This window comes from Stenotrophomonas sp. 63632_Sma (assembly GCF_056482875.1).
In genome coordinates this window covers 4,284,139-4,309,236 of record NZ_CM151220.1, presented here as the reverse complement: position 1 = coordinate 4,309,236, position 25,098 = coordinate 4,284,139, and the positions used below count along the sequence as shown (strand labels likewise).

Here is a 25,098-nt window from a genome sequence, read left to right as displayed (position 1 = left end):
GCGATGAGGGATCAGGTCAGGCTGCGCACCGCTTTATTCGCCGCCGCCCGCACCTTCGGCAGCATCCGCAGCACCAGCGCCATCTGCGTGCGGATCAGCTGCAACTTCGGCGGCATCGCCTCGTCGATCTGTTCCAGTTCGGCCGCCACCGCGCGATCAGCGTCGTTGTCGTCCTCGCTGACCGGCTGCCGAGCGCTCAGGGCCGTCGCCAGCTGCTGCAGCGCCTTGCGCACGCGCTCACCGGCAGCCAGCGCCAGCGGATCGCCGGCGTAGCTGTCCACCTGGTCGCGGTGCGCACCCAGGGCCGACAGGTGCCCGAGCAGTGTGTTGGACAGCGCCAGGAAGTGGAAGCCGGCATCCAGATTGCGGCGCACATGGCCGGGCTCACGCAGCATGTTCGACAACGCGGTGGATAGCGCGGCGTCGGCGTTGTGCATGTCGCGGCGGGCGATGCGGTAGGCCAGATCGTCACGCATGCCGCTGCGGTACTGGCCCAGTACCGAATCCAGGTAGCGCGCGGCGGTGTCCAGCACGCGCGCCAGCACAAGGTGCAGCTGGCGGCCCTGCCAGTCGGGCAGGATCAGGAACGCGGCCGCCGCCGCGATTGCACAACCCAGCAGCGTATCGACCATGCGCGGCACGATCAGCACGAAGCCGTCGCCGATCAGGTTGAAGCAGGTCAGGGCCATCACCGTGATCGCCGCCGACGCCACCAGGTAGCGGTCGGTGCGGGTGAAGAAGAACAGCAGCGCCGACAGCAGCGCGATCAGCAGCTGCACGTGCAGTTGCGGGAACAGCTGCAGCAGTGCCCACGTGAGCACCAGGCCGGCCACGGTGCCGACGATGCGTTGTGCAAGGCGCTGGCGGGTCGCGCCGAAGTTGGGGCGGCACACGAACACGATGGTCAGCAGCACCCACGAGCCGTTCTGTGCATTGAACAAGCGGATTGCCGCGAAGCCGGCGATCAGGGCCAATGCCATGCGCAGGCCGTGGCGGAACAGGACCGAGCCGGGCGTGAGCTGCTGGCGCACGCGCACGCCCATCTCGCGCAGGGTGTGCGGGTTGCTGTCGCGCAGGCGGGTATCGACGTTGTCCAGGCTGGCCTCGGAGCGCTCGGCATCCAGCAGGCGGCGCTCGATGCTGCGCAGGTTGTGCACCAGCAGATCCAGCGAGCCAAGCAGTCGCTGCCACTGCGGCCGCTGCTGGTCGCGCAGATAGGCCAGCGCATCGGCCAGGTCGCGCCCGGCCTGCTGGTTGCTTTCGCCATACACGAACGGACGGCGCAGGCGGATCGCCTCGCCCAGCCGTGCGCAGGCCTGCCCCTGCAGGTCGAGCAGGCGCTGGCAGCGGTACAGCACATCGCTGTGGAAGAAGGCATCGACCAGCGCACCGTAGGGGTAGTGCGAGGAGCTGGCGCGCTCGTGGAAATCCTGTGCCATGTAATAGAGGCGCAGGTACAGGCCGGAGTTCACGCCGGGCCGCCCGGAACGGCCGAAGCGGGCCAGGATCGCGGTCTTGGCTTCATTCAATGCACCGACTACGCGCCGGTTCTGTTCGGCCAGGTCGAGCTGGCGACGCTGCAGGTCGGCCTCGCGCACCGGCTCGAACAGTGTTGCCTTCAACTGCAGGTAGCGGCCCAGTTCAACGTACAGTCGCGCCACGCGTTCGCGTACCGGACGGTTGGCGAACAGTGCGGTCCACAGGATCGACAGCAGGCCGTACCAGACCGCACCGGCCAGCAGGTGGCTGACCGCGTCCAGCGCGCTGTGCAGGTCGCTGGCGCCATGCTGCTCCAGCCCGATCATGGTGTAGATCGCAAGCGTTACCGTGGCCTGGGCGATGGACGCGTAGCGCTCGCCGAGCGCACCCAGCAGGGTCAACCCGAAGGTGGACAGCGCCAGCGCGCCGATGAAGATCCACGGCCAGGGGAACAGCCAGATCACCGAGGCGGCGGCGAGGCAGAAGCACAGCAGCGACAGCAGTACCGCCTTGGTACGGCCCCACCAGTTGTCGTCGGTCTCGGCGATGGCGCTGGCGATGATGCCGAGGAACACGCCGGGCAGGGCAGTGAGCGCGTCCAGCTGCCAGCACACGGCAAGCGCTGCGGTCAGGGCGATGAACACCCGAAGGCCATAACTGGCCTTTTCGTGGGCCCACAGGCGGCTGAGGCGGGATTCGCGGGCGGGCATGCAGGCTCGGTGGAAGGGTCTCCCACCATTATTGCGGGTACGGGGTGAAATATGGAGTGCGGACCAACGGTCCGCACCCACCGTCCATGTGCGGGCCCGTCGTCCGCATGGACGGCGGGGACCGGCACCTTACATCTCCCAGCGCACGCTCACCGCGAACGTGCGCGGCAGGCCGGCGCCGGCGTTGGACCAGTACTTCCGGTTGGCCAGGTTCTCGACGCTGGCACGCAGGGTCACCGGATGGCCGGACGCCAGCAGGCGATAGCCGATGCCTGCATTCACCAGCGTGTAGTCAGGCAGCTTCAGGGTGTTGTCGGCGTCATACCAGACATCGCCGTAGTAGCGCACGGCGGCATAGGTTTCCAAGCCGTCTACCCACGGCAGCTGGTAGGTGGCGTGCAGTACGCCGCTCCAGCGCGCAGCACCGGCGGTGCGGTTGCCTTCCTGTGCGGCACTGCCCGGGGACAGCTTGTCGTAGGTCGGATCCAGCCAGGTCACGCCGCCGCCGACGGTCAGTGCATCGTTGAGGTGCAGGTCGGCACTGGCTTCAATGCCTTCGTACAGCGTGATGCCGTCCTGCACCAGGCGCTTGCCGGCCGGCGTGAGCTCATCGATGTTGGCACCACGTTCCAGCCGGAACGCGGCCACGTTCGCATTCCAACGCGCCGCTTCGACCTTGGCCCCGATCTCGTACTGCTTGCTGATGGTGGGATCAAGCACGTCACCGGCGTTGATGTAGCTGTTGCCTACGCGGCTGCCCGCTTCGAGCGACTCGATGTAGCTGGCGTAGAGGGTGACCGCCTCGCTGGGCTTGAACATCACGGCGTAGGTCGGGGTGACCGGGTAGGTGTGGTACCGCCCCTTGGTTTCGAAGTCGTTGTAGCGCCAGCCCGCCAGCACCGACCAGCCGCTGCCGAGGTTCACCGTATCGCTTGCGAACACCGCCTGCTGCACCGTCTCGTCGCCGCGGGTCATCACCCGCGAACCAACGGTGTCGTGGCGGATGGCATGGCGCTGGTACAGGTTGGCGCGGCCAATCAGGTTCCACTCGTAGGGGCGGTCCCACCCCAGTCCGGTCTGGTGGCTGATGCCCGCCACCACCTGATGCTGAAGGGGGCCGGTGCGGAAGCTGCCCTGCAGCATCGCCTGGGCCAGCTTCCACTCGCTCTTGCCACCCAGTTCGTAGACGTTGACGTCGTAGTCGCCGTTGAGATCGTCGATGTAGGCGAAGATCTTGTTGACGTCATTCCACGAGGTGGTGACGCCGTAACTCAGGCTGGCTTTCCAGTCGCTGTTGATCTGCCAGTTCAAGCCGGTCGACAGCAGGCTGGAGCGTGTGTCGTAGTAGGTGCCGGGCACGCTGTTGTCGGTATCTCCGGCGATCGGCCGCGGCAACGAGGTCAGGCCACGGAAGTAGTACTGCGGCGATTCCTCGCGCAGGTCGCGCGACTGGAACACACCGTCGAAGGTCCAGGTGAGCGCATCGCTCAGGCGCGCGTCCAGCGACAGTGCGCCCACCTTGCGATCGACGTGTCCGCCATTGAAGGTCTCGCCTTTTTCCTGGAAGGCGTTGAAGCGGTAGCCGAACATCTGCTCGTTGCCGAAGCGGCCGCCAACGTCGATGCCGCCGCTGACGATGCCTTGTTCGCGCCAGCCCAGCTGGGCGGAGAAGGTGGGCGTGTCCGTCGGCTTCTTGGTGATGTAGTTGACGATGCCGCCGGGGGTGCCGAAGCCATACAGGAATCCGCCCGGGCCTTTCAGCAGATCGACCTGTTCCATCACTTCCAGCGGCCATTCGGTGCCCCAGGAAGAGACCTGCAGGCCATTGACCCGGTAGCTGTCGTAGTTCAGCTCCAGACCGCGGTTGCGGATGGGCGAGCTCCAGCCACTGGCATAGGCGCTGACCTGGGTGCTGACCGAAGGGTCGAGCAGGAAGGCTTCGCCCAGCGAGACCACCTGGCGCTGCTCGATCTGCTCGCGGCCAACAGCGGTGATCGCGAACGGAGTGTCGCGCAGGGCGCGGTCGCCCAGTGCGCCAGCGTCGGTATGGGTGCGTTCGGCGGTGACCTTCACCGCATCCAGATCGGTGGCGTTACGGCTGACGGCCGGCGCTTCGGCATGGGCAGCGCAGGCGGCTGACAGGGCGATGGCCAGCAGGGCCAGGCGGGGAGAACGGGAAGGCAGCATCGATGGTGGTCCTCGACGGACGGCCACAGGCCATCCGCCCACGGGTGGGGGAAGGGGCAGTGGCTGGGATCACGCAGGCTGGCCGGAGATGGCAGCGGGGCGCCGCGAAGGGGCGCAGGACCATGGCTGGATGAGAATTGTTCTCTTTTCGTTACCGTGCGTCAAACCCGGAGGTATGCGGACCAACGGTCCGCACCCACCATCCGTGCCCACGGTTCGTACCCACCATCCGCTCCCACGGTAGTGCCGGCCGCTGGCCGGCAGATTGGCTGTACGGAGAACACCGGCCAACGGCCGGCGCTACCAGTAGATCCATGCCCTGCGTGGATGGGCCCTTCTACGCCCGCTGTGCGCGCTTGAGCAGCTTCGCTTCGCGCCTGCGTGCGCGACGTGCGCGCCAGCGCTCGGCCAGGCAGGAGAAGATCACGTACAGCGCCGGCGTGCTGAGCAGGGTCAGGCTCTGCGAGAACAGCAGGCCGCCGATCATCGCGATACCCAGCGGACGCCGCAGCTCGGACCCTTCGCCCAGGCCGATCGCCAGCGGAACCGCCGCCAGGATCGCCACCATCGTGGTCATCATGATCGGGCGGAAGCGCACGATGCTGGCCTCGCGTGCCGCTTCGCGCGGAGCCAGCCCATGTTCGCGCTGCGCCACCAGCGCGAAGTCGATCATCATGATCGCGTTCTTCTTGACGATGCCGATCAGCAGCACCAGCGCGATCATCGAGATCACCGACAGTTCGGTACTGGTGCCGAACAACGCCAGCAGCGCACCCACGCCCGCCGCCGGCAGCGTGGACAGGATGGTGACCGGGTGGATCAGGCTCTCGTACAGCATGCCCAGCACCAGGTACACGGTCAGGATCGCGGCAAACACCAGGATCAGCATGTCGCTGGGGTCGGAGTTGAAGCCGAAGCCGGCGTCATCAGCCAGGCGGATGTCGCCGGGCATGCGCATGCCGGCCACGGTCGCGTCGATGATCGCCTTGGCCTCGCCCATGCTCACGTTCGGCGCCAGGTTGTAGCTGAGGTCCATCGTCGTGTACTGGTTCTCATGGGTGATCTGCGAAGGCGCCAGCCCCGGCACCTGCTTGGCCACCGCCGTGAGCGGCACCATGTCGCCGTTGCGCGCACGCACATGCACCTCGTCCAGCGCCGCCGGAGTAGCGGTCTGCGAGGGCAGGGCGTTGACCACCACGCTGTACTGGTTGATGTCCGAATAGATGGTCGAGATCTGGCGCTGGCCGAACGCACCGTACAGGGCGCCGTCGATGGCGCCGACCGAAACACCCAGGCGGGCGGCCTTGGCACGGTCGATCTCGATGTTCTGGCGCAGCCCGGCATTGTCCACATCGGTGCCGACGTCGCGCAGCTTCGGGTTCTTCTTCAGCTCCGCCTGCAGCTTGGGCAGCCATTCCTGCAGTGACGCCAGGTCATTGCCCTGCAGCGAGATGCGGTACTGCGCGCCCTGGCTGGAGCCACCGCCATCGTTGCTGGGCAGGTCCTGGATCGCGCGCAGGCGCAGCTGCAGGTCGGGGTAGCGGTCGGCCTTGGCGCTCAGTCGCGCCAGGGCATGTGCGGTGGTTTCGCGGCGGCCTTCCTTGCGTGATTTCAGCTCGACGTTGAACTGTGCGCTGGAGCCCTGGCGACCGCTGCCCAGGCGCACACCCACGGTCTTCACCGCCGGGTCGGCCATCAGCATGTCGGTGATGCGGCGCTGGCGGGCGACCATGTCCTCGAAGGATACGGTGGCGCTGGAGTTGGCGCGGCCCCAGATCAGGCCGGTGTCCTGCGGCGGGAACGCGCCCTTCTTCACCGCGCCGAACAGGAAGACGGTGGCACCGATCAGCAGCAGCGGCGTCAGCGACAGCAGCAGCGCATGGCGCAGAGAGAAATCCAGGAACACGGTGTAGATGCGCAGCATGCGCTCGTGGCCGGCATCCAGCCAGCGGCCGAAGCGCGACGGCGGCGCCGTGTGGTCGTGGGCGCTGAGGAAGCGGCTGCACAGCGCCGGGGTCAGGGTCAGCGAGACGATCATCGAGACCACGATGGCCGCCACCAGGGTGACGGTGAACTCGCGGAAGAACGCGCCCATCATGCCGCTGGCGAACAGCAGCGGGATGAACACCGCCACCAGCGAGGCGGTGATCGAGACGATGGTGAAGCCGATCTCGCGCGCGCCGGTCAGCGCTGCCTGCATCCGCGGCATGCCTTCGTCGAGGTGGCGCATGATGTTCTCGATCACCACGATCGCATCGTCGACCACGAAGCCGATCGCGATCACCAGCGCCAGCAGGCTCAGGTTGTTCAGGGTGAAACCCATCACGTACATCACCAGCGCGGCACCGGCCAGCGACAGCGGCACGGTCACTGCGGCGATCAGCGTGGGTGCCAGCCGGCGCAGGAACAGCGCCATGGTCAGCACCACCATCGCCAGGCTGATCAGCAGAGTGATCTGCACTTCATGCAGCGACGAGCGGATGGTCGGCGTACGGTCGAAGTACGGCGTCATCGTGGTGCCCGGCTGCAGGTAGTCGCGCAGCGCGGGGATCTGTGCCTTGACCCGGTCCACGGTCTCCACGATGTTGGCGCCGGCGCGGGTGAACACGTACATCACCACCGCCGGCTTGTGGTCGAACCACGCGGCCTGGTAGGCATCCTGCTGGCCGTCGTAGACGTTGGCGATGTCCTTCAGCCGGATCACCCGGCCATCGCCCTGGGTCTTGACCACCAGGTCGGCGAAGTCGGCGGCGCGTGCCACCGAATCGTTGGCGATGATCGCGGTGGTGGTGTTGCCATCGCTGAGGAAGCCGGTGGGTGAGGTCACGTTGGCCGCACGCACCGCGTTGCGCAGGTCATCGGCGGTCAGGCCGAGTGCGTTCATCAGGCGCAGGTTGACGTCCACACGCACCGCCGGCGTCGAGGCACCGGCGATGTCGACCGAAGCAACACCGCTGATCTGGCGGATGCGCTGCGCCAGCAGCGAATCGGCGACGTTGTACAGCTCGTCGGCCGACTGCGTCTGCGAAGTCAGCGCGATGGCGATCACCGGGTCGTCGTTCGGGTTCGCCTTCTGGTACATCGGCGAGCCCATGCCCGAGGGCAGGTCGGCCTGCGCCGAATTGATCGCGGTCTGTACGTCCAGCGCGGCCGAATCGATGTTGTGGCCGCTCTGGAAGATCATGAACACCAGCGAGCTGCCTTCCGAGCTCGACGAGCGCATGCGGTCGATGCCCGGCAGCTGGCCGAGATGACGTTCCAGCGGCGCGGTGACCGTGGAGGCCATGGTTGCCGCATCGGCACCGGACTGGCTGGCGTGCACGAAGATCACCGGGATCTCGATGTTCGGCAGTGCCGACACGCCCAGCCGCAGATAGCAGATCAGGCCGACCATGAACAGGCCGATGGCCAGCAGCGCGGTGCCGATCGGACGGCGGATGAAGGGGCCGGACAGGTTCATCGTGCGGCCCCCCGCAGCAGCGGGGCGTGGATCATGCCTGCGGCTCCTGCAGCGAACCGTCGCGCAGTGCGCGCTGCTCGCGGCGGCGGGCCAGCCATTCGGAGAAGCGCTCCATATACAGGTAGATCACCGGCGTGGTGTACAGGGTGACCAGCTGCGACAGCAGCAGGCCACCGACGATGGCGATGCCCAGCGGGCGGCGCAGTTCCGAGCCGATGCCGGTGCCCAGCGCCAGCGGCAGTGCACCGAGCATGGCCGCGGCGGTGGTCATCATGATCGGGCGGAAGCGCAGCAGGCAGGCGCGGCGGATCGCTTCATGCGCGTTGGCGCCGGCGCGGCGCGCCTCGATCGCGAAGTCCACCATCATGATGCCGTTCTTCTTGACGATGCCGATCAGCAGCACGATGCCGACGATGCCGTCCACGGACAGGCTCAGCCCGCACAGCATCAGTGCCAGCAGCGCGCCGACACCGGCCGGCGGCAGCGTGGAGATGATCGTGATCGGGTGAATGTAGCTCTCGTAGAGCACGCCCAGCACGATGTAGATCACCACCAGCGAGGCCAGCAGCAGCCACACCACATCGGTCTGGCTGCCGGTGAATTCGGCGGCCTTGCCGATGAATTCGGCATGCAGGTGGGTGGGCATGTCCAGGCTGTCCTTGGTCTCCTGGATTGCACGCACGGCGTCGGACAGCGAATAGCCCGGCGCCACGTTGAACGAGACCGTCACTGCCGGCAGTTGCTGCTGATGGCTGACCACCAGCGGCGCACTGCTGACCTTGCCTTCGGCCAGTGCCGACAGCGGAATGATGCTGCCCGCGCCGACGGTGATACCGGTGTTCTGCGCGCCGATGCCGGTAGCCGTCGATGAGTTCGACGAGGTGACCTGGCCGAAACTGGTGGCATTGGTGCCGGTCAGTGCACCGGCACCATTGGAGGCAACGGCCAGCTGTTCCATGAGCGCGGTGCTGGTGCGGAACTCCGGCGCCACTTCCAGCACAACCCGATACTGGTTGAGTTCGGTGAAGATGGTCGAGATCTGGCGCTGGCCGAACGCATCGTAGAGGGTGTCGTCGATGGTCTGCATCGGCACGCCCAGCACGCTGGCCTTGTCGCGGTCGATGTTCAGTTCAAGCGCGCGGCCCTGGTTGGACAGGTTGTTGTCGACGTCGGCCAGTTCCGGGCGCTTGCGCAGCGCTTCGGTCAGGCGTGTGGCCTGGGTGGCCACGGTCGCCGGATCGACGTCCGACAGCGAGTACTGGTACTCGGTGGCGGCCACGCGGGTATCCAGGGTCACGTCCTGCACCGGCTTCAGGTACAGCGCGACACCTGGAATGCCGGCGACGGCCTTCTGCAGGCGCGGCAGGATCTTGTCCAGGCCGTCGCGCTCGCCGCGTTCCTTCAGCACGATCGACAGCTGGCCCTGGTTGAGCGTGGGGTTCATGCTGCCCGCGCCGATGAAGGCTGACACGCCGGTCACGTCCGGGTCCTGGCGCAGCGCTTCGGCCACCTGCTTGGTGCGCTGCTCCATCTGCGGGAAGGCGATGTTCTGGTCAGCCTGGACCACGCCGGTGATCAGGCCGGTGTCCTGTTCGGGCAGCAGGCCCTTGGGAATCAGCACGTACAGCAGCACGGTCAGCACCAGTGCGCCGCCGGCCACGGCCAGGGTCAGGCGCTGGTGGTCCAGCACCCAGTCCAGGCTGCGCTCGTACAGGCCGACGGTGCGCGTCCACAGGTTCTGCTTGCCGGCCGCCGCCGCGCGCTCATGCGCGTCCTCGCCTTCGGGCAGGGCGTCGGGCTTGAGCAGGTAGGCACACATCATCGGGGTCAGCGTCAGCGAGATCAGCATCGACAGCACGACGGCGATGCTCAGCACCCACGCGAACTCGTGGAACAGGCGGCCGGTGACGCCGGGCATCAGCAGCAGCGGCAGGAACACCGCCACCAGCGAAACGGTCAGCGACAGCACGGTGAAGCCGATCTGGCGCGCACCGATTTCGGCCGCTTCCTTGCCACTCTTGCCCTGCTCGATGTAACGCACGATGTTCTCGATCATCACGATCGCATCGTCGACCACGAAGCCGGTGGCCACCACCAGCGCCATCAGCGAGAGGTTGTCCAGCGACATGCCGGCAAAGGCCATCACCGCGAAGGTGCCGGCCAGCGACAACGGCACCGCCACCGAGGGAATGATCGTGGCCCACAGGCGGCGCAGGAACACGAAGATCACCGCCACCACCAGGCCGATGGTCAGGATCAGGGTGAACTGCACCTCATGCACCGAGGCGCGGATGGTCTCGGTACGGTCGTTGAAGATCTCCAGGTGCACGTCGGCTGGCAGCACGCCCTGCAGCTGCGGCAGGATCGCGCGGATGCGCTCGACGGTCTGCACGATGTTGGCGCCGGGCTGGCGGCGCACTTCCAGCAGCACCGCCGGCTTGCCATCGGCCCAGGCCGCCAGCTGGTCGTTCTCCACGCCGTCGACCACGTCGGCCACGTCGGACAGCCGCACCGGGCGGCCGTTCTTGTAGCTGATGATGGTGTCGCGGTACTCGGCGGCGCTGGCCAGCTGGTCGTTGGTGCCGATGCTGTAGGACTGGGTCTTGCCGTTCAACGAGCCCTTGGGCGCATTGACGTTGGCCTGGGTGAGCGCGCTGCGCAGCTGTTCCAGGGTCAGGCCCATGTTCGACAGCTGCGCCGGATTGACCTGGATGCGCACGGCCGGGCGCACGTTGCCGGCAATCGAGACCAGGCCGACGCCCTGCACCTGCGACAGGCGCTGGGCCAGGATCGAGTCGGCGTAATTGTTGACGTCGCGCAGCGGGCGCGTGTCAGAGGTCAGTTTCAGGGTGACGATGGCCGCGTCGGCCGGGTTCACCCGGTTGTAGACCGGCTGGTAGGGCAGCGACGAGGGAAGGGTGGCCTGGCGGATCGCCGCCTGCACGTCCTGCGCGGCGATGTCGATGTCGCGGTCCATCGAGAACTGCAGGATGATCGTGGACAACCCGGCCGACGAGTCGGAGGTCATCAGCTCCAGCCCGGAGATCTGCCCGAACTGGCGCTCCAGCGGCGTGGTGACCAGCGAGGCCATGGTGGTGGCGTTGGCGCCGGGGTACTGGGTGGTGACCACCAGGCTGGGCGCATCGATTTCCGGCAGCGCCGACACCGGCAGCTTGCGGTAACCGAGGATGCCCAGCAGCAACAGGCCCGCCATCAGCAGCGAGGTGGCGATGGGGCGGCGGATGAAGATCGTCGAAAAGCCCACGGACTGATCCTTGCTGGCACTTCAATGTCGGCGCCGGCAGGCTTGCCGGCGCGAGGGAGGTCGGTAGCCTGCGCTCAGCGCGGGCCGCCGCCACGACGGCCACCGCCGCCGTTCTTCTGCTCGGCGGCCTTCAGCTCGGCTTCGGTCGGCACCGCCGGGGTTTCGCCCGGCTTCAGCGAGGTGACCTTGCTGCCCGGCTTCAAGCGGAACTGGCCTTCACTGACCACCCGCTCGCCGCCCTTCAGGCCCTCGGCGATCTGCACCTGGCTGTCACCCACTTCCACGCCGCTGCGCACGGTCTGCATCTTCACCGTGTTGTCGCCCTGCACCACATAGACGTACTCGCCGTCCGGGCCACGCAGTACGGCCTGGGTCGGAATGACCACGCCACCGGCAATCGTGCGCAGCTGCATGCGCACGTTGACGAACTGGCCCGGCCACAGGCCGTTGTCGGTGTTGTCGAAGATCGCGCGCGCCTTGAACGTGCCGCTGTCGGCACTGATCAGGTTGTCGACCACGTCAAGCTTGCCGTCGCCGGACAGCACGTGCGAATCGGCGCGGTCCAGTGCCGCGACGGGTACCGCACCGGCGGCCTGCGCCTGGCGCACATCGCCGAGCTGGCGCTCGGGCAGGTTGAACAGCACGTGGATCGGATGGATCTGGGTCAGCGTGACCAGCGCGGTGCCGGCGTTGACCACGTTGCCGGCGTCGACCGCGCGGATGCCTGCGATGCCGGTGATCGGCGCGGTGACCTTGGTGTACTGCAGCTGCACCTGCGCCGAGCGCATGCTGGCCTCGTTCGCCGCGACTGCGCTTTCGTACTGTGCCACTTGGTTTCGCTGTGTATCCAGATCGGTCTTGGCGACGAACTGGCGATACTCCGGCGCGTTCGAGCGCTGGTAGTTGGAACGCGCGGTGGCCAGCAGCGCCTCGTTCTGGCGCTTGGAGGCCACGGCCTGGTCATAGCTGGCCTGGGCGGTGCGCGGGTCGATCACCGCCAGCACATCGCCCTTCTTCACTTCCTGGCCTTCGCGGAAATTCAGGCTCATCAGCTGGCCGCCAACCTGCGGGCTGACGGTGACGGTGTTCATTGCGGTCACCGTACCCAGCGCGCTGGCATAGACCGGCACGTCCTGGCGTGCCGCATCCACCACGGTCACCGGCACCGGGCCGGCATCCGGGTCTTCACTGCCCTGGCGCGCAGCTGCCGCCGGGCTACCGGCCTTGTCCTTGCCCCCGCCGAGTACGCGCAGGCCGACCACGGCCAGCACCAGTACCGCCACGACCAGCAGCACGATCTTCCAAACACGTGACATTCAAGGACTCCAAGAGGGCTGGACGGGGCACGGCCCCGGTTGGCAATGCGCAAAGCATACCTGCGCCACATCACGTTTCCTGCATGACGGATGGGACGGGCGCTAAGACCGGATCCGGCCGCGGAGGTTCCCGTAGCGGCGGTGTTGCCCTACATTCAGCTGGAACCCCCTGCCGTGGAGATCGTGATGCGCCGTTCGTTGCTGCTGTCCGCCCTGCTGCTGGCCTTGCCGGCTCTTGCCCACGCCCAGGACGGGCAGCGCCCGGAGGTGACCGCTGCCGCCCAGCGGCTGCAGGCCAAGGTGGTGGAATGGCGGCGCGATTTCCACCAGCACCCGGAACTGTCCAACCGTGAGGTGCGCACCTCGGCCGAGGTCGCCAAGCGCCTGCGTGCGATGGGCCTGAAGCCGAAGACCGGCATCGCCCACCACGGCGTGGTGGCGATCATCGAAGGCGGCAAGCCCGGGCCGAAGATCGCCCTGCGCGCGGACATGGACGCGCTGCCGGTGACCGAACAGACCGGCCTGCCGTTCGCCTCGAAAGCCACCGACCAGTACCGCGGGCAGACCGTGGGCGTGATGCATGCCTGCGGCCATGACGCGCACACCGCCACCCTGCTCGGCGTGGCCGAGGCACTGGTGTCGATGAAGAAGGATCTGCCGGGCCAGGTGATGCTGATCTTCCAGCCGGCCGAAGAGGGTGCACCGCCGCCGGAAGAGGGTGGTGCTGCCCTGATGCTGAAGGAAGGCCTGTTCGCCGACTTCAAGCCGGAAGCCGTGTTTGGCCTGCATGTGTTCTCCAGCGTGCAGGCTGGGCAGATCGCGGTGCGCGGTGGCCCGCTGATGGCCGCCTCGGATCGTTTCGGGATCAAGGTGATCGGTCGCCAGACGCATGGCTCGGCGCCGTGGAACGGTGTTGATCCGATCGTGGCCACCGCTGACCTGGTCGGCACCGCGCAGACCATCGTCAGCCGCCGCGCGAACCTGTCCAAGCAGCCGGCGGTGCTGACCTTCGGCGCGATCAACGGGGGCATCCGCTACAACATCATTCCGGATGAAGTGGAAATGGTCGGCACCATCCGTACCTTCGACGAAGGCATGCGCCAGCAGATCTTCGCCGACCTGCGCAACGTGGCCGAGCACACTGCCGCCGCGCACGGTGCCAAGGCGGTGACCGACATCTACGAGTCTGAAGGCAACCCGGCCACGGTGAACGACCCGGCGCTGACCGCGAAGATGCTGCCGAGCCTGCAGGCGGTGGTGGGCAAGGACAACGTGTACGAGCCACCGCTGCAGATGGGTGCGGAGGATTTCTCGCTGTACGCGAAGGAAGTGCCGGGGATGTTCTTCTTCGTCGGTTCGACCAGCGTGGGCATCGACCCGGCGACGGCACCGGCGAATCATTCACCGAAGTTCCTGCTGGATGAGAAGGCGCTGGATGTCGGGTTGCGGGCGTTGCTGCAGGTGAGCCTGGATTACTTGAACGGTGCCGGCACTCCTGCGGGGTGAGGGTTTCAGGCAGGGCTGCGCCCTGCACCCGCCGAAGCAACGGCAACGTCAACGGCAAAAGCGGTGCTGGATTTCTGTTGGTTGGGCGGGGCGGTGTGGGCCTGCAGGACACGCCGTAAACCCGTCCATGGGGGCTCGATGGCGCCATCCATGGCGCCAACGGTCCTGCAGGCCCACACCGCCCCGCCCCCGACAGGTTCACGCGGCTGTTGGTGGGTGTCGACCTTGGTCGACACGGGCAGACATCCGGAATGTCTGAAGGATTGGCTTTTGATTTTGATTTTTCTGATCTTTCCCGTGGTGGTGGCCGCGTGCAGGGAACTGTCAGGGGCCGGGTGGGTAGGCGGGGCGGGGGTGTCCGCGGCATGGGCCCGAGGCATGCCTCGGGCGGGCTGGGCAGGACGCCCAACCCCGGTTTTGCCGTGTGCGCAGGACAGCGCACACGAGCAAGCCGCGGCCAAGCCCCCAAGGACGGGTTAACGGCGTCCCCCGACCCGCCTGCCCACCCGGCCAGGCCGATAGACCGCCTTTCGCGACCATCCAACACAACCACCACGGAGGGGCTCCGCCGTTGGCCGGCCCGGCCGAAGGCCCGCCGTCCGCGCGATACAATGCCCCCATGAACACCCCACAGGATTCCAGCCTCGGTCGCGAGGTCAGTTACCCGTCGCAGTACGATCCCGGCCTGCTGTTTCCCATCCCCCGCAGCGGTGCCCGCGCCGAGATCGGCCTCGACGACGCCGCGCTGCCGTTCGTCGGCCATGACCGCTGGCATGCCTTCGAGCTGAGCTGGCTCGACACGCGTGGCAAGCCGCAGGTCGCCGTCGCCACCGTGCAGGTGCCGTGCACCTCGCCGCGGCTGATCGAATCTAAGTCGTTCAAGCTGTACCTGAATTCCCTCAACAGCACCCGTATCGACAGCGCCGAGGCACTGCGCGCGCGCATCGTCGACGACCTGTCTGCCTGCGCCGGTGCGCCGGTCCAGATCGAGTTCGGCCTGCCGGGCCTGCGTGAGACGCCGCTCGGTGAATCCATCGACGGACTGGACGTGGAGATCGACTGCTACGGCCCGCCGCAGGCGGACTTTCTGACTGCCGACGCGGGCGAGGTGGTGGAGGAGACCCTGGTCTCGTCGCTGCTGAAGTCCAACTGCCCGGTCACCGGCCAGCCGGACTGGGCGACGGTCAGCCTGCGTTACCGCGGGGCGAAGATCGACCGCGCCGGCTTGCTGCGCTATCTGGTCAGCTACCGCGAGCACGCCGAGTTCCACGAGCAGTGCGTTGAGCGGATCTTCAGCGAGGTGTCCGCCCGCTGCCAGCCGCAGTGGCTGGAAGTGGAGGCGCGCTATACCCGCCGTGGTGGCCTTGATATCAACCCTTGGCGTGCCAGTCCCGGCATCGCCGCCCCCGCTGCGACCTACCGCGAACTGCGGCAATAACTGCCGCAGGCGATTACGGGTAGTGCCGGCCGCTGGCCGGCAACCGCAGGGAACCCGCATCCAGGGCCAGCGCAAGCCGGCCAGCGGCCGGCACTACCGGGCGTCTATTCCCCCGATTGTTCAGCCGCCCCGGGGGGCGGCTTCACATCTGCACCATCCCCATTTAACAACCTCCATGGCACCGTGCGAATCACGTAGTCATGCAGACGGGAGTTGTGGATGAGTACCGAGAAGAAAGCCGATTTCTCCGGCGTCAGTGGCAGTGTCGACAGTACCGCCGAGCAGGTGCCGAAGGCGGACTTCTCCGGCGTCAGCGCTTCGGTGGACAGCACCGCAGACGTTGTCAGCGGCGGCACCTATACCGTGCAGAAGGGTGACTCGCTGTCGAAGATCGCCAAGCAGCATCTGGGCGACGCCAATGCCTGGAAGAAGATCTTCGAAGCCAATCGCGATGTGCTTGACGACCCGGACAAGATCTTCCCGGGCCAGACCCTGAAACTGCCGCCGAAGTAAACGGCGATCGAACGCCGTCCGACAATCCCTGGGAGGAACCCCGAATGATCAAGACCACCCCGCTCCAGACCGCCCTGATTGCCGCCCTGCTGGGCAGCGTTGCCCTGGTCGGTTGCAAGAAGAAAGAAGAGTCGACCGACAGCAACGCCGCCCCGGCAGCGACCACCCCGGCCGAACCTGCAGCTCCCGCGCCGATGACCGGCGCACCGCCGCCGATGGCCGAAGCCGCTGCGGTCAGCGTCTCCTCGGTCACCGTCGGCAAGACCGCAGCCGCCGACAAGTCGGTTGCGACGACGGCATTGTTCGCACCGAAGGATGACGTCATCGTCTCGGTCAAGACCGACGGTGCTGCCAACAACGTCACCGTTGGCGCGAAGCTGACCTACCAGGACGGCCAGGTGGCCGGCGAACAGAACGCCACCCTGAACACCAGCGGTGCGGAAACCACCAACGTCACGTTCAAGAATGCAAAGGGCTGGCCGGCCGGCAAGTACCGCGCCGAAGTCACCGTCGATGGCAAGGCGGCCGGAACGCCGCAGGAGTTCGAGGTCAAGTAAGTCCTGCCGACTCTCTCCCGGCAGGGCTCACGATGGACGCAGCCGCGAGGCTGCGTCCTTTTTTGTTGGGCGATGCCCGCTTTAGGGAGGCTAGCGGGGTACGCTGAACGGAACACGGACAGGTCGGGGGACAGCATGCTCAGCTGGATTGCGCTCACACTCGCAATGGGACCCGCGAATCTCTGGAGCTACAGCTGCGACCACTTCCTATACGGCGCCTGTCTGCGCGTGCCAACAGGCATGTCCGTGACCTACGAGGCACCTGTTGACTTTGGTCTGCACCGCATCAGGCATGAAGGTAGGGAAGTCGCCTTGATCTACGAGGGCGATGCCCCCGAAAAGCCTGCGTCAGGAAGCACGCCGGATCTGCGCTTCACGGACGGCGGATATGTCGTGTCGGGGTATGCAAGGGCGGAAGGACCTTCCACCCGGTACGACGTCTACGTTCGACCCGGATCATCTGGCGCCGGTTCGCTGCATATCCGAGGCTCTGCAGCGACGGCTGATGAACTCGCCAGCCTGGCCGCCGTCGTTGGGGGATTCCGAATCTGCAACTTCCAGCAAAGCAAGCGCTCGCAGACCTTGATCTGTCCAAGGCGTGCCGAGTGGGGGCAGCGATTGTCGGAGTGGGTCATGCGTGCCTCAACGAGCGAGAAGTCGAATTAGCCATCAAGCCTCAGCTTCCTGACCGGAAGCGAGCCAACGACGAAACACAGCGGTCCAGTACCGCCGCGTATGGCACAGCTTTGCCCCGCGCGGCTGAAAACGCGACAATGCAGGGGTTTCCCCGCCGCGCGCCCACCCTGACGGCGACGGGGGAAAGCGCGGGGCCCGGCCTCGCGCGCGACACGGTTGCACGTGGCCCGGCGCTGGCGCCGGCCTTCCCCTGAGCATTGCTACAGAGTCCAAGTCCCCCATGTCCAAGATCCTCTACACGCTGACCGACGAAGCACCGTTCCTGGCCACCCAGTCGCTGCTGCCGATCGTCGACGCCTATACCTCCACCGCAGGCATCGCGGTGGAAACCCGTGACATCTCGCTGTCCGGCCGCATCCTGTCGCTGTTCCCGGAACTGCTCAGCGACGCGCAGAAGGTCAGCGACGATCTGGCCGAGCTGGGCCAGCTGGCGACCACGCCGGACGCCAACATCATCAAGCTGCCGAACATCTCCGCCTCGGTGCCGCAGCTGAAGGCGGCCATCAAGGAACTGCAGGACCAGGGCTATCCGCTGCCGGATTACCCGGAAACCCCGGCCGACGACCAGCAGCGCGACTACAAGGCGCGCTATGACAAGGTCAAGGGCAGCGCGGTGAACCCGGTGCTGCGCGAAGGCAATTCGGACCGCCGCGCGCCGCTGTCGGTGAAGAACTACGCGCGCAAGCACCCGCACCGCATGGGTGCCTGGGCGCCGGATTCGAAGTCGCACGTCGCGCACATGGCCGCCGGTGACTTCTACGGCAGCGAAAAGTCGGCCACCCTGGCCAACGCCGGTTCGCTGAAGATCACCTTCCACGGCAAGGACGGCAGCACCGTCGTGCTGAAGGAAAAGACCGCAGTGAAGGCGGGCGAGATCGTCGATGCCGCCGTCATGAGCCGCAAGGCGCTGGCCGCGTTCATCGCTGAGCAGATTGCCGATGCCAAGGCCCAGGGCGTGCTGTTCTCGCTGCACCTGAAGGCGACCATGATGAAGGTCTCCGACCCGATCATGTTCGGCGTGGCGGTCAACGAGTTCTACAAGGACGTGCTGGCCAAGCACGCCGACGTGCTCAAGCAGGCCGGTTTCGATGCAAACAACGGCATCGGTGACCTGGCTGCGCGCCTGCCGTCGCTGCCAGAGGCCACCCGCGCTGCGATCGAAGCCGACCTGGCGGCCGAGTACGCACAGCGCCCGGGCGTGGCCATGGTCAACTCGGACAAGGGCATCACCAACCTGCACGTGCCGAGCGACGTGATCGTCGACGCCTCGATGCCGGCGATGATCCGTGACTCCGGCAAGATGTGGAACGCCGAAGGCAAGCTGCAGGACACCAAGGCCGTCATCCCGGACCGCTGCTACGCCGGTGTGTACCAGGCCGTCATCGACGACTGCAAGGCGCACGGCGCCTTCGACCCGGCCACCATGGGTTCGGTGCCGAACGTCGGCCTGATGGCACAGAAGGCCGAAGAGTACGGCTCGCACGACAAGACCTTCCAGATCGCCGCCGACGGCGTGGTCAAGGTCACCGACGATGCCGGCACCGTGGTGTTCGAGCACGCCGTGGAAGCCGGTGACATCTGGCGCATGTGCCAGACCAAGGACGCGCCGATCCAGGACTGGGTCAAGCTGGCCGTCGAGCGCGCCCGCCTGAGCAGCACCCCGGCCGTGTTCTGGCTGGACGCCGCCCGCGCCCACGACGCGCAGGTCATCGCCAAGGTCGAGCAGTACCTGAAGAACCACGACACCGCCGGCCTGGACATCCGCATCCTGCCGCCGGTGGAAGCCACCGCGTTCTCGCTGGACCGCATCCGCAAGGGCGAGGACACCATCTCGGTGACCGGCAACGTGCTGCGCGACTACCTGACCGATCTGTTCCCGATCATGGAGCTGGGCACCAGCGCCAAGATGCTGTCGATCGTGCCGCTGATGGCTGGTGGTGGCCTGTTCGAGACCGGTGCCGGTGGTTCGGCCCCGAAGCACGTGCAGCAGTTTGTTGAAGAGGACTACCTGCGCTGGGATTCGCTGGGTGAGTTCCTGGCCCTGGCCGCGTCGCTGGAACACCTGGGCAACCGCTACGACAACGCCGCGGCCCGTGTGCTGGCCAAGGCGCTGGACGAAGCCAACGGCCAGTTCCTGGACAACGACAAGTCGCCGTCGCGCAAGCTGGGTGGCATCGACAACCGTGGCAGCCACTTCTACATCGCGCTGTACTGGGCCCAGGCCCTGGCCGCGCAGGACGAGGACGCCGCACTGAAGGCGCGCTTCGCCCCGCTGGCCAAGGCGCTGACCGACAACGAGCAGAAGATCGTCGAAGAGCTGATCGCAGTGCAGGGCAAGGCCGTGGACATCGGCGGCTACTATCGCCCGGACGTGGCCAAGGCCAGCAAGGCGATGCGCCCGAGCGCGACCTTCAACGCCGCGCTGGAGCAGCTGCGCGGCTGATCCATCGCCGTTCGGCCGTGACACCGGAACCCGCGCTTCGGCGCGGGTTTCTTTTTGGGCCAGGATTACTGCGGCCCTTCATCCACGCATGGCGTGGATCTACCGGGGTCCAGAACCGTGACATCCATCGGCTGTCGGAATGCCGTCAAAGGGGCATGAAACTTGCCCGCGATGGCCGTCGCAGAAACGATAGGAGGCAGTCTGCAACCGCCTTCAATCTGAGCAGTCGATCACGACGGTCTTCGCTGGCAATGCCCTAGCCTTGGCGACGCGAGACCACCGGGGAGGTGGTCGCTCGGGGAACACGGATGGCACGCGTGCTGGTAGTGGGAACCGACATCCAGGGCGAGCAGGCCCTGCTGCAACGGCTGCGCCTGGCGTCGGCACTGCCGGATGGCCAGATCCGCCGCAGCCAGGATCTGGACGATTGCGACCTGCTGGTCATCCGCGATACCCCTGCACTGCGCAACGCGGCCCAGCGCATGCGCCAGCAACGCCCGCGATTGCAGTGCTGGATCGAGGATATCGGCGGCCAGCTGCGCGATGGCGACGGGCACCAGGACGTGCTTGATGACAGTGCCATCGGCCGCGCGCTGCGCCGCATGCAGTTGATACCGGAGCCCCTGGCCATGCATGCACCTGCGCCGATCCGCCTGGCCGATGGTGCACATGCCATCACCCGCCTGCTGCGCGAGCGGCTGCCGCTGCGACAGGGCCAGGCCCTGCTGAGTGATGCGGGTGATCCCGTCCTGCTGATGGACCTTGAGCATGACCAGGCCGTGCTGCTGCAGGAACCGGCTACGGCCCTGGTGGAGCGTTTGGCCGATGCCTTCGAACGCCTGCAGCTGGATGCGCTGACACCCGCACGCCTGCATGGCCTGGCCGGCGAGCGGCCACGCCAGCCACTGCGGCCGCTGCTGTGGCAATGGGCGCAACGCAGCCGCCATTGGCAGGCACTGGACGAACGCCTGCGCGGTGCTTCGGTAAAGCTGCTGCGCTGGCCCGATTTCCGTGTGCTGGGCCATGACCATGATGGCTTCCGCCTGTGCTCGCTGCTGCTCAAGCGCGCGTGCACGGTGGACGAGTGCGCGATGTTGCTTGATCTGCCGCCTGCGGCCGTGCGCGATTTCATTCATGCCGCTTACCTGTGCGGTTACGCGCAGCTGCAGGCAGCGCCGGCGGTACCGCTGGCGGAACGCGCTGTCGGCGCTGACAACGGCCTGCTCGCCCGCCTGTGGCGTCACCTGCGTGGGAGCGAGCGCAATGCGTGAGCACAAGGTGGTGGTGCTGGGCGGCATGGGCAGTGGCAAGTCGACCCTGGTGCGCAGCATCGCGGCCGGCGCGGTGGTCGACACCGACGTGGCCAACAGCGACCGCCTCGGTGCCGACAAGGCCTCCACCACGGTCGCCCTGGACTATGCGGATATCGACCTGCCCAATGGCGAGCGGCTGCGCCTGTATGGCACGCCGGGACAGCAGCGTTTCGATTTCCTCTGGCCGATCCTGCTGCAGGGCGCCCGCGGCGCCGTGCTGCTGCTGGATGCGCGGCGCGCGGGCGTGGTTGCCGAACTGGAGGATTACCTGCAGGTGCTGCGGCCGTTCGCATCGTCATTGGCGCTGGTGGTGGCCGTCACCCATCTCGACCAGGCACCGCACGCCGCGCTGGATGACTGGGCCGCCCGTGCCTGCCTTGATGACCAGCCGCTGCCGCTACTGGCCGTGGATACCCGCGACCGCGAACAGGGATTGCTGCTGATGGATGTATTGATGGGCGAGATGGAAGCGCACGCACTGGTGGCCGCGCATGGCTGACGGGCAGGTGGCGCTACTGCCCGACGCCGGCCAGCGTGAGCGCCTGCAGCCCTTGCTGCAGGACCTGCAGCAGCGGGTCGAAGGCGTGCGTACGGTAGTGCTGGCCAGCGTCGATGGCTTTGCCCTGGTCAGTGCCGGCGCCGATGGGCGTGGCGAACGACTGGCAGCGATGACCAGCGCGATGCTGGCGCTGGCCGCGGCAGTGGGCCGCGAACTGCTGCTGGGCGATCTGCAGACGCTGATGCTGGAGGCCGCGGGCGGCAAGGTACTGATGCTGGCGATCCAGGCTGAAGGGCGCGCACCGCTGCTGCTGATGGCGGCCTGCGACCAGCGCAGCGTGATCGGCCAGGTGCTGTGGCAGAGCAGGGAATGTGGCCAGGCGATCCTGGCCGAACTCGGCGGATCGTGAGCCCGGCCGCAGGGGAACGAGGGGCTCGAACCAACATCGACAAGGGGTGCGACGTGGCTGGATTGAATGAATCGTTGAACGCACTGATGGGCATCGACGGCGCGCAGGCAGTGGCGCTGGTCGACTACGAAAGCGGCATGCTGCTGGGCGAAGCCGGTGCCGGCATGGACATGGAAGTGGCCGCCGCCGGTAACACTGAAGTGATCCGCGCCAAGATGAAGACCGCCGCGTCGCTGAACCTCAACGACAGCATCGAGGACATCCTGATCTCGCTGGGCAAGGCGTACCACATCATGCGCCCGGTGGCGAAGAAGAAGGGCCTGTTCTTCTACATCGTGCTGGACCGGACCAAATCCAACCTGGCGCTGGCGCGGCGCAAGGTGCAGGACGTAGAGGCCGAACTGGCGATCTGATCCGCCGGCGCGTTGTAGAGTCGAGCTTGCTCGACTGCTTCTGCCCCTGCCTTCTGTAGAGTCGAGCCGTGCTCGACTTCGGCCAAAAGCAGTCGAGCATGGCTCGACTCTACACAAGCCACCCCACGCCAGCGTATGGTGAAGCCGGTCCTCCCGGATGAGCCCTGCATGTCCACGCCTGACATCGTTGCCGAGCTGGCGCCGCGTATCGCCGGTGCCATCCGCGATGGTTTCGAGCAGTACCATGCCCGCTTCGCGGCGATCACCGCGCGGGCGCGGCAGCGCTTCGAGCAGCGCGATTGGGCTGGTGCGCGACAGGATGCGGTCGAGCGCATCGCCCTGTACGACCTGTGCATCGCCGAGCAGATGGATGCGTTGCGCCGCCTCGCCGGTGACGCGATCGGCGAGCGTGCGCTGTGGCTGCAGGTGCACGCGCAGTACAGCGGGCTGCTGCAGGGCCTGATCGACGCCGAGCTGTACAAGACCTTCTACAACACGCTGTCGCGGCGCCTGTTCGCTACCCGCGGCGTGGACCCGGCGCTGGAATTCATTGCTTTCGACGTCGAGCCCTCCGATGCAATCACCCATCCTGTCGCGCGGCATACCTACGCGGTCTCGCCGACGCGGCCGGTGGAGGCCCTGCAACGCGTGCTGGCCGACTACCGTTTCGACATCCCCTATGCGCACCAGCTGCGCTGTGCGGCGGCCATCGCCGTGCGCCTGCAGGACGACCTCGCCCATTGGGGGGACACGCCGGTACGCAGCATCGAACTGCTCGACACGGTGTTCTACCGCGAGCGCCGCGCTTACCTGGTTGGCCGCGTGTTCGGCGAGCATCGCTTTTCGCCATGCGTGATTGCCCTGGTCAACGATGCGCGCGGCCTGCGTGCCGATGCGGTGCTGACCCGGCGCCGTGATGTCGCCCATCTGTTTGGCGTGTCGCGCAGCTACTTCCAGGCTGACCTGGGCACCGTGGGCGACGCGGTGGTGTTCCTGCGCAGCCTGCTGCCGGGCAAGCCGATCGACGAGATCTACACGGTGCTGGGACGTGCCAAGCAGGGCAAGACCGAGCGCTACCGAACCTTCTTCCGCCACTTCAACGAGCATCCGCAGGAACGGCTGGTGCATGCCGAAGGCACGCCGGGCATGGTCATGGCGGTGTTCACCCTGCCCAGTTATCCATTGGTGTTCAAGCTGATCCGCGACCGTTTCGCCTGGCCCAAGGCAATGTCGCGGCAGCAGGTGGAAGAGAAGTACGCGCTGGTGTTCAATCTCGATCGTGTCGGCCGCCTGCTTGATGCGCAGCCTTATCGCCACCTGCGTTTCCCGCGCGAGCGCTTCGCGCCGGCCCTGCTGGAAGAGCTGCTGCAGCAGTGCGCGCAGAGCGTACGTGTCGATGGCGACGAGGTCGAAGTCGCACTGTGCTATGTGCAACGTCGTTTCCGTCCTTTGAATCTGTACCTGCGCGAGCAGTCCGGCGAGGCGGTGCGTGCGGCGGTGCTCGACTACGCGCAGGCGATCACCGACATGGCGCGCAACAACATCTTCCCCGGCGACATGCTGCCGAAGAACTTCGGTGTGTCACGGCACGGCCGGGCCGTGTTCTATGACTATGACGAGCTGTGCCTGGTCAGCGACTGCGTGTTCCGCGCCTGGCCGCAGCCACGCACGCCGGAGGAAGCGATGGCCGACGAGCCGTGGTTCCATGTCGGCCCGCGCGACGTGTTTCCCGAGCGCTTCGGTCCGTTCATGGGCCTGCCTGCTGCGGAGCTGGCAGCCGTGCGCGAGCACTACCGGCACCTGTTCGACCCGGGCTGGTGGCAGGGCCTGCAGGAACGCTTCGCCCGGGGTGATTATCCGGACACGCCGCCCTACGCGGGCGCACACCGGCTGGCGTGAACCGGCTGGCGTGAACCGGCTGTCATGGCGGCTGGGACTGGGATAGGCTCGCCGTTCATCACCAAGGATCCGGCAATGATGCGTTCCCCACTGTTTCTCGCCCTCGCGCTGGCCGTAGGTGCCGGCGCCCCCCTGCTTGCAGGCGATGCCACTGCGCAGACCGCACGTGCTGTACGTGCGACTGCGGAAATGAGCATGGTGCTGTCCGGTCATATCGAGGTCACGCCGGAGGGCGCGGTCCGTTCGCTGGTGCTGGACCAGAAAGCCATGGTGGCCCCGAGCATCGCCTCCTTCGTGGAAGGCACCATCGGTGGCTGGCGCTTCGAGCCCACGCTGCGCGATGGCCAGGCGGTGGCCACGCGGGCCCCTTTGCGCGTTCGCCTGCGCGGCAAGGCTGCGGCCGATGGCGGTTATGAAATCAGCATGACCAGTGTCGACTTCAGCGAGTACGATCCGAAGGCCACCGATTCGGTGACCCAGCTGCACATGACGCCGCCGCGCTACCCGGAAGCGGCCTACCGTAACGGTGGCCAGGGTGAGGTGCTGCTGTTGGTCAAGGTGGCCCGTGACGGAACGGTGGCCGATGTGGCCGCCGAGCAGGTGAACATGGCCGTGGTCGCACCTGAGCGGACCCTGGCGAAGATGCGCGACATCCTGGCCAGAGCCAGTGTCAGCACCGCCCGCACGTGGACCTTCAAGCCGCCGACCACCGGCGAGGACAGCACCCGGGACAGCTGGACGGTTCGCATCCCGGTGAACTTCGCCCTGAACAATGATCCCAATGCAGTGGCGGAACGCTATGGCCGCTGGCGCGCCTTCATTCCGGGGCCGCGGCAGACCGTCCCGTGGCGCGAGGCGGACCCGGTCGAGCAGGTCGGCAGCGATCTGCTGCCGGAAGGCGGCGTCTACATGGTGGACGGCGCCAAGCGCGGCCTGCGCCTGCTGACCCCGCTGGCGCAGGGCTGAGACCCGCTGCGGAGCCGGGCAGCCCGGCT

General features: G+C 66.8%; 16 protein-coding genes. 11 read left to right on the top strand and 5 right to left on the bottom strand.

The window, feature by feature from the left end; genetic code table 11:
* Window positions 1–11: 11 nt before the first annotated feature.
* From yccS to ACZK45_RS19955, 5 genes are all read right to left on the bottom strand, one after another.
* On the bottom strand, window positions 12–2,189 hold the full coding sequence (gene yccS / locus ACZK45_RS19975; RefSeq protein WP_293798909.1) for a YccS family putative transporter: 2,178 nt from the start codon (window positions 2,187–2,189) through the stop codon (window positions 12–14).
* A gap of 129 nt (window positions 2,190–2,318) precedes the next feature.
* Window positions 2,319–4,376 carry a TonB-dependent siderophore receptor gene (locus ACZK45_RS19970; RefSeq protein ID WP_293798911.1) on the bottom strand — a complete coding sequence of 686 codons (2,058 nt, stop codon included), beginning with the start codon at window positions 4,374–4,376 and terminating at the stop codon, window positions 2,319–2,321.
* A gap of 337 nt (window positions 4,377–4,713) precedes the next feature.
* Complete coding sequence (locus ACZK45_RS19965) at window positions 4,714–7,836, bottom strand: efflux RND transporter permease subunit (RefSeq protein ID WP_125895792.1); 3,123 nt, start codon at window positions 7,834–7,836, stop codon at window positions 4,714–4,716.
* A 31-nt stretch (window positions 7,837–7,867) separates the two neighbouring features.
* Window positions 7,868–11,101: an efflux RND transporter permease subunit gene (locus ACZK45_RS19960; RefSeq protein ID WP_125895791.1), complete on the bottom strand. Its 3,234-nt coding sequence runs from the start codon at window positions 11,099–11,101 to the stop codon at window positions 7,868–7,870.
* Between the two features lie 74 nt (window positions 11,102–11,175).
* Window positions 11,176–12,417 carry an efflux RND transporter periplasmic adaptor subunit gene (locus tag ACZK45_RS19955; RefSeq protein ID WP_253144367.1) on the bottom strand — a complete coding sequence of 414 codons (1,242 nt, stop codon included), beginning with the start codon at window positions 12,415–12,417 and terminating at the stop codon, window positions 11,176–11,178.
* A 186-nt stretch (window positions 12,418–12,603) separates the two neighbouring features.
* Here ACZK45_RS19955 and ACZK45_RS19950 point away from each other — a divergent pair, with 186 nt between their 5' ends.
* The 11 genes from ACZK45_RS19950 to ACZK45_RS19900 all read left to right on the top strand — a co-directional run bounded on the left by ACZK45_RS19950 (window position 12,604) and on the right by ACZK45_RS19900 (window position 25,069).
* Window positions 12,604–13,923 (top strand): M20 family metallopeptidase, encoded by a 1,320-nt coding sequence (locus ACZK45_RS19950; protein WP_071229371.1) that lies wholly within the window; start codon window positions 12,604–12,606, stop codon window positions 13,921–13,923.
* A gap of 619 nt (window positions 13,924–14,542) precedes the next feature.
* The gene (queF, locus tag ACZK45_RS19945) at window positions 14,543–15,361 is read left to right on the top strand and encodes an NADPH-dependent 7-cyano-7-deazaguanine reductase QueF (RefSeq protein ID WP_478445133.1); all 819 of its coding nucleotides are present in this window, start codon (window positions 14,543–14,545) and stop codon (window positions 15,359–15,361) included.
* A 219-nt stretch (window positions 15,362–15,580) separates the two neighbouring features.
* Complete coding sequence (locus ACZK45_RS19940) at window positions 15,581–15,874, top strand: LysM peptidoglycan-binding domain-containing protein (RefSeq protein WP_005419771.1); 294 nt, start codon at window positions 15,581–15,583, stop codon at window positions 15,872–15,874.
* 44 nt (window positions 15,875–15,918) lie between these two features.
* A complete protein-coding gene (locus ACZK45_RS19935) occupies window positions 15,919–16,431 on the top strand; it encodes a hypothetical protein (protein ID WP_125895952.1) in 513 nt (170 codons plus the stop codon).
* A 916-nt stretch (window positions 16,432–17,347) separates the two neighbouring features.
* Window positions 17,348–19,570 (top strand): NADP-dependent isocitrate dehydrogenase, encoded by a 2,223-nt coding sequence (locus ACZK45_RS19930; protein WP_478445132.1) that lies wholly within the window; start codon window positions 17,348–17,350, stop codon window positions 19,568–19,570.
* Between the two features lie 308 nt (window positions 19,571–19,878).
* Entirely contained in the window at window positions 19,879–20,841 is a 963-nt protein-coding gene (locus ACZK45_RS19925) for a hypothetical protein (protein ID WP_478445131.1), read from the top strand.
* Window positions 20,834–21,382 (top strand): GTP-binding protein, encoded by a 549-nt coding sequence (locus ACZK45_RS19920; protein ID WP_005411282.1) that lies wholly within the window; start codon window positions 20,834–20,836, stop codon window positions 21,380–21,382. Before ACZK45_RS19925 ends, ACZK45_RS19920 begins: the two co-directional genes overlap by 8 nt.
* Entirely contained in the window at window positions 21,375–21,791 is a 417-nt protein-coding gene (locus tag ACZK45_RS19915) for a roadblock/LC7 domain-containing protein (protein WP_478445130.1), read from the top strand. The genes ACZK45_RS19920 and ACZK45_RS19915 overlap by 8 nt, the downstream gene beginning before the upstream one ends.
* Window positions 21,792–21,844: 53 nt before the next feature.
* Window positions 21,845–22,204 carry a hypothetical protein gene (locus tag ACZK45_RS19910; RefSeq protein WP_005419760.1) on the top strand — a complete coding sequence of 120 codons (360 nt, stop codon included), beginning with the start codon at window positions 21,845–21,847 and terminating at the stop codon, window positions 22,202–22,204.
* A gap of 168 nt (window positions 22,205–22,372) precedes the next feature.
* Window positions 22,373–24,103 (top strand): bifunctional isocitrate dehydrogenase kinase/phosphatase, encoded by a 1,731-nt coding sequence (gene aceK, locus ACZK45_RS19905; RefSeq protein ID WP_071229347.1) that lies wholly within the window; start codon window positions 22,373–22,375, stop codon window positions 24,101–24,103.
* A gap of 75 nt (window positions 24,104–24,178) precedes the next feature.
* Window positions 24,179–25,069 (top strand): energy transducer TonB, encoded by an 891-nt coding sequence (locus tag ACZK45_RS19900; protein ID WP_032130286.1) that lies wholly within the window; start codon window positions 24,179–24,181, stop codon window positions 25,067–25,069.
* Window positions 25,070–25,098 lie beyond the last annotated feature (29 nt).

Excerpts from the sequence above, each read along its gene's own strand:
- yccS (WP_293798909.1), bottom strand. The coding sequence starts at position 2,189 with ATGCCCGCCCGCGAATCCCGCCTCAGCCGCCTGTGGGCCCACGAAAAG.
- ACZK45_RS19970 (WP_293798911.1), bottom strand. The coding sequence starts at position 4,376 with ATGCTGCCTTCCCGTTCTCCCCGCCTGGCCCTGCTGGCCATCGCCCTG.
- ACZK45_RS19965 (WP_125895792.1), bottom strand. The coding sequence starts at position 7,836 with ATGAACCTGTCCGGCCCCTTCATCCGCCGTCCGATCGGCACCGCGCTG.
- ACZK45_RS19955 (WP_253144367.1), bottom strand. The coding sequence starts at position 12,417 with ATGTCACGTGTTTGGAAGATCGTGCTGCTGGTCGTGGCGGTACTGGTG.
- ACZK45_RS19950 (WP_071229371.1), top strand. The coding sequence starts at position 12,604 with ATGCGCCGTTCGTTGCTGCTGTCCGCCCTGCTGCTGGCCTTGCCGGCT.
- queF (WP_478445133.1), top strand. The coding sequence starts at position 14,543 with ATGAACACCCCACAGGATTCCAGCCTCGGTCGCGAGGTCAGTTACCCG.
- ACZK45_RS19940 (WP_005419771.1), top strand. The coding sequence starts at position 15,581 with ATGAGTACCGAGAAGAAAGCCGATTTCTCCGGCGTCAGTGGCAGTGTC.
- ACZK45_RS19935 (WP_125895952.1), top strand. The coding sequence starts at position 15,919 with ATGATCAAGACCACCCCGCTCCAGACCGCCCTGATTGCCGCCCTGCTG.
- ACZK45_RS19930 (WP_478445132.1), top strand. The coding sequence starts at position 17,348 with ATGTCCAAGATCCTCTACACGCTGACCGACGAAGCACCGTTCCTGGCC.
- ACZK45_RS19925 (WP_478445131.1), top strand. The coding sequence starts at position 19,879 with ATGGCACGCGTGCTGGTAGTGGGAACCGACATCCAGGGCGAGCAGGCC.
- ACZK45_RS19920 (WP_005411282.1), top strand. The coding sequence starts at position 20,834 with ATGCGTGAGCACAAGGTGGTGGTGCTGGGCGGCATGGGCAGTGGCAAG.
- ACZK45_RS19915 (WP_478445130.1), top strand. The coding sequence starts at position 21,375 with ATGGCTGACGGGCAGGTGGCGCTACTGCCCGACGCCGGCCAGCGTGAG.
- aceK (WP_071229347.1), top strand. The coding sequence starts at position 22,373 with ATGTCCACGCCTGACATCGTTGCCGAGCTGGCGCCGCGTATCGCCGGT.
- ACZK45_RS19900 (WP_032130286.1), top strand. The coding sequence starts at position 24,179 with ATGATGCGTTCCCCACTGTTTCTCGCCCTCGCGCTGGCCGTAGGTGCC.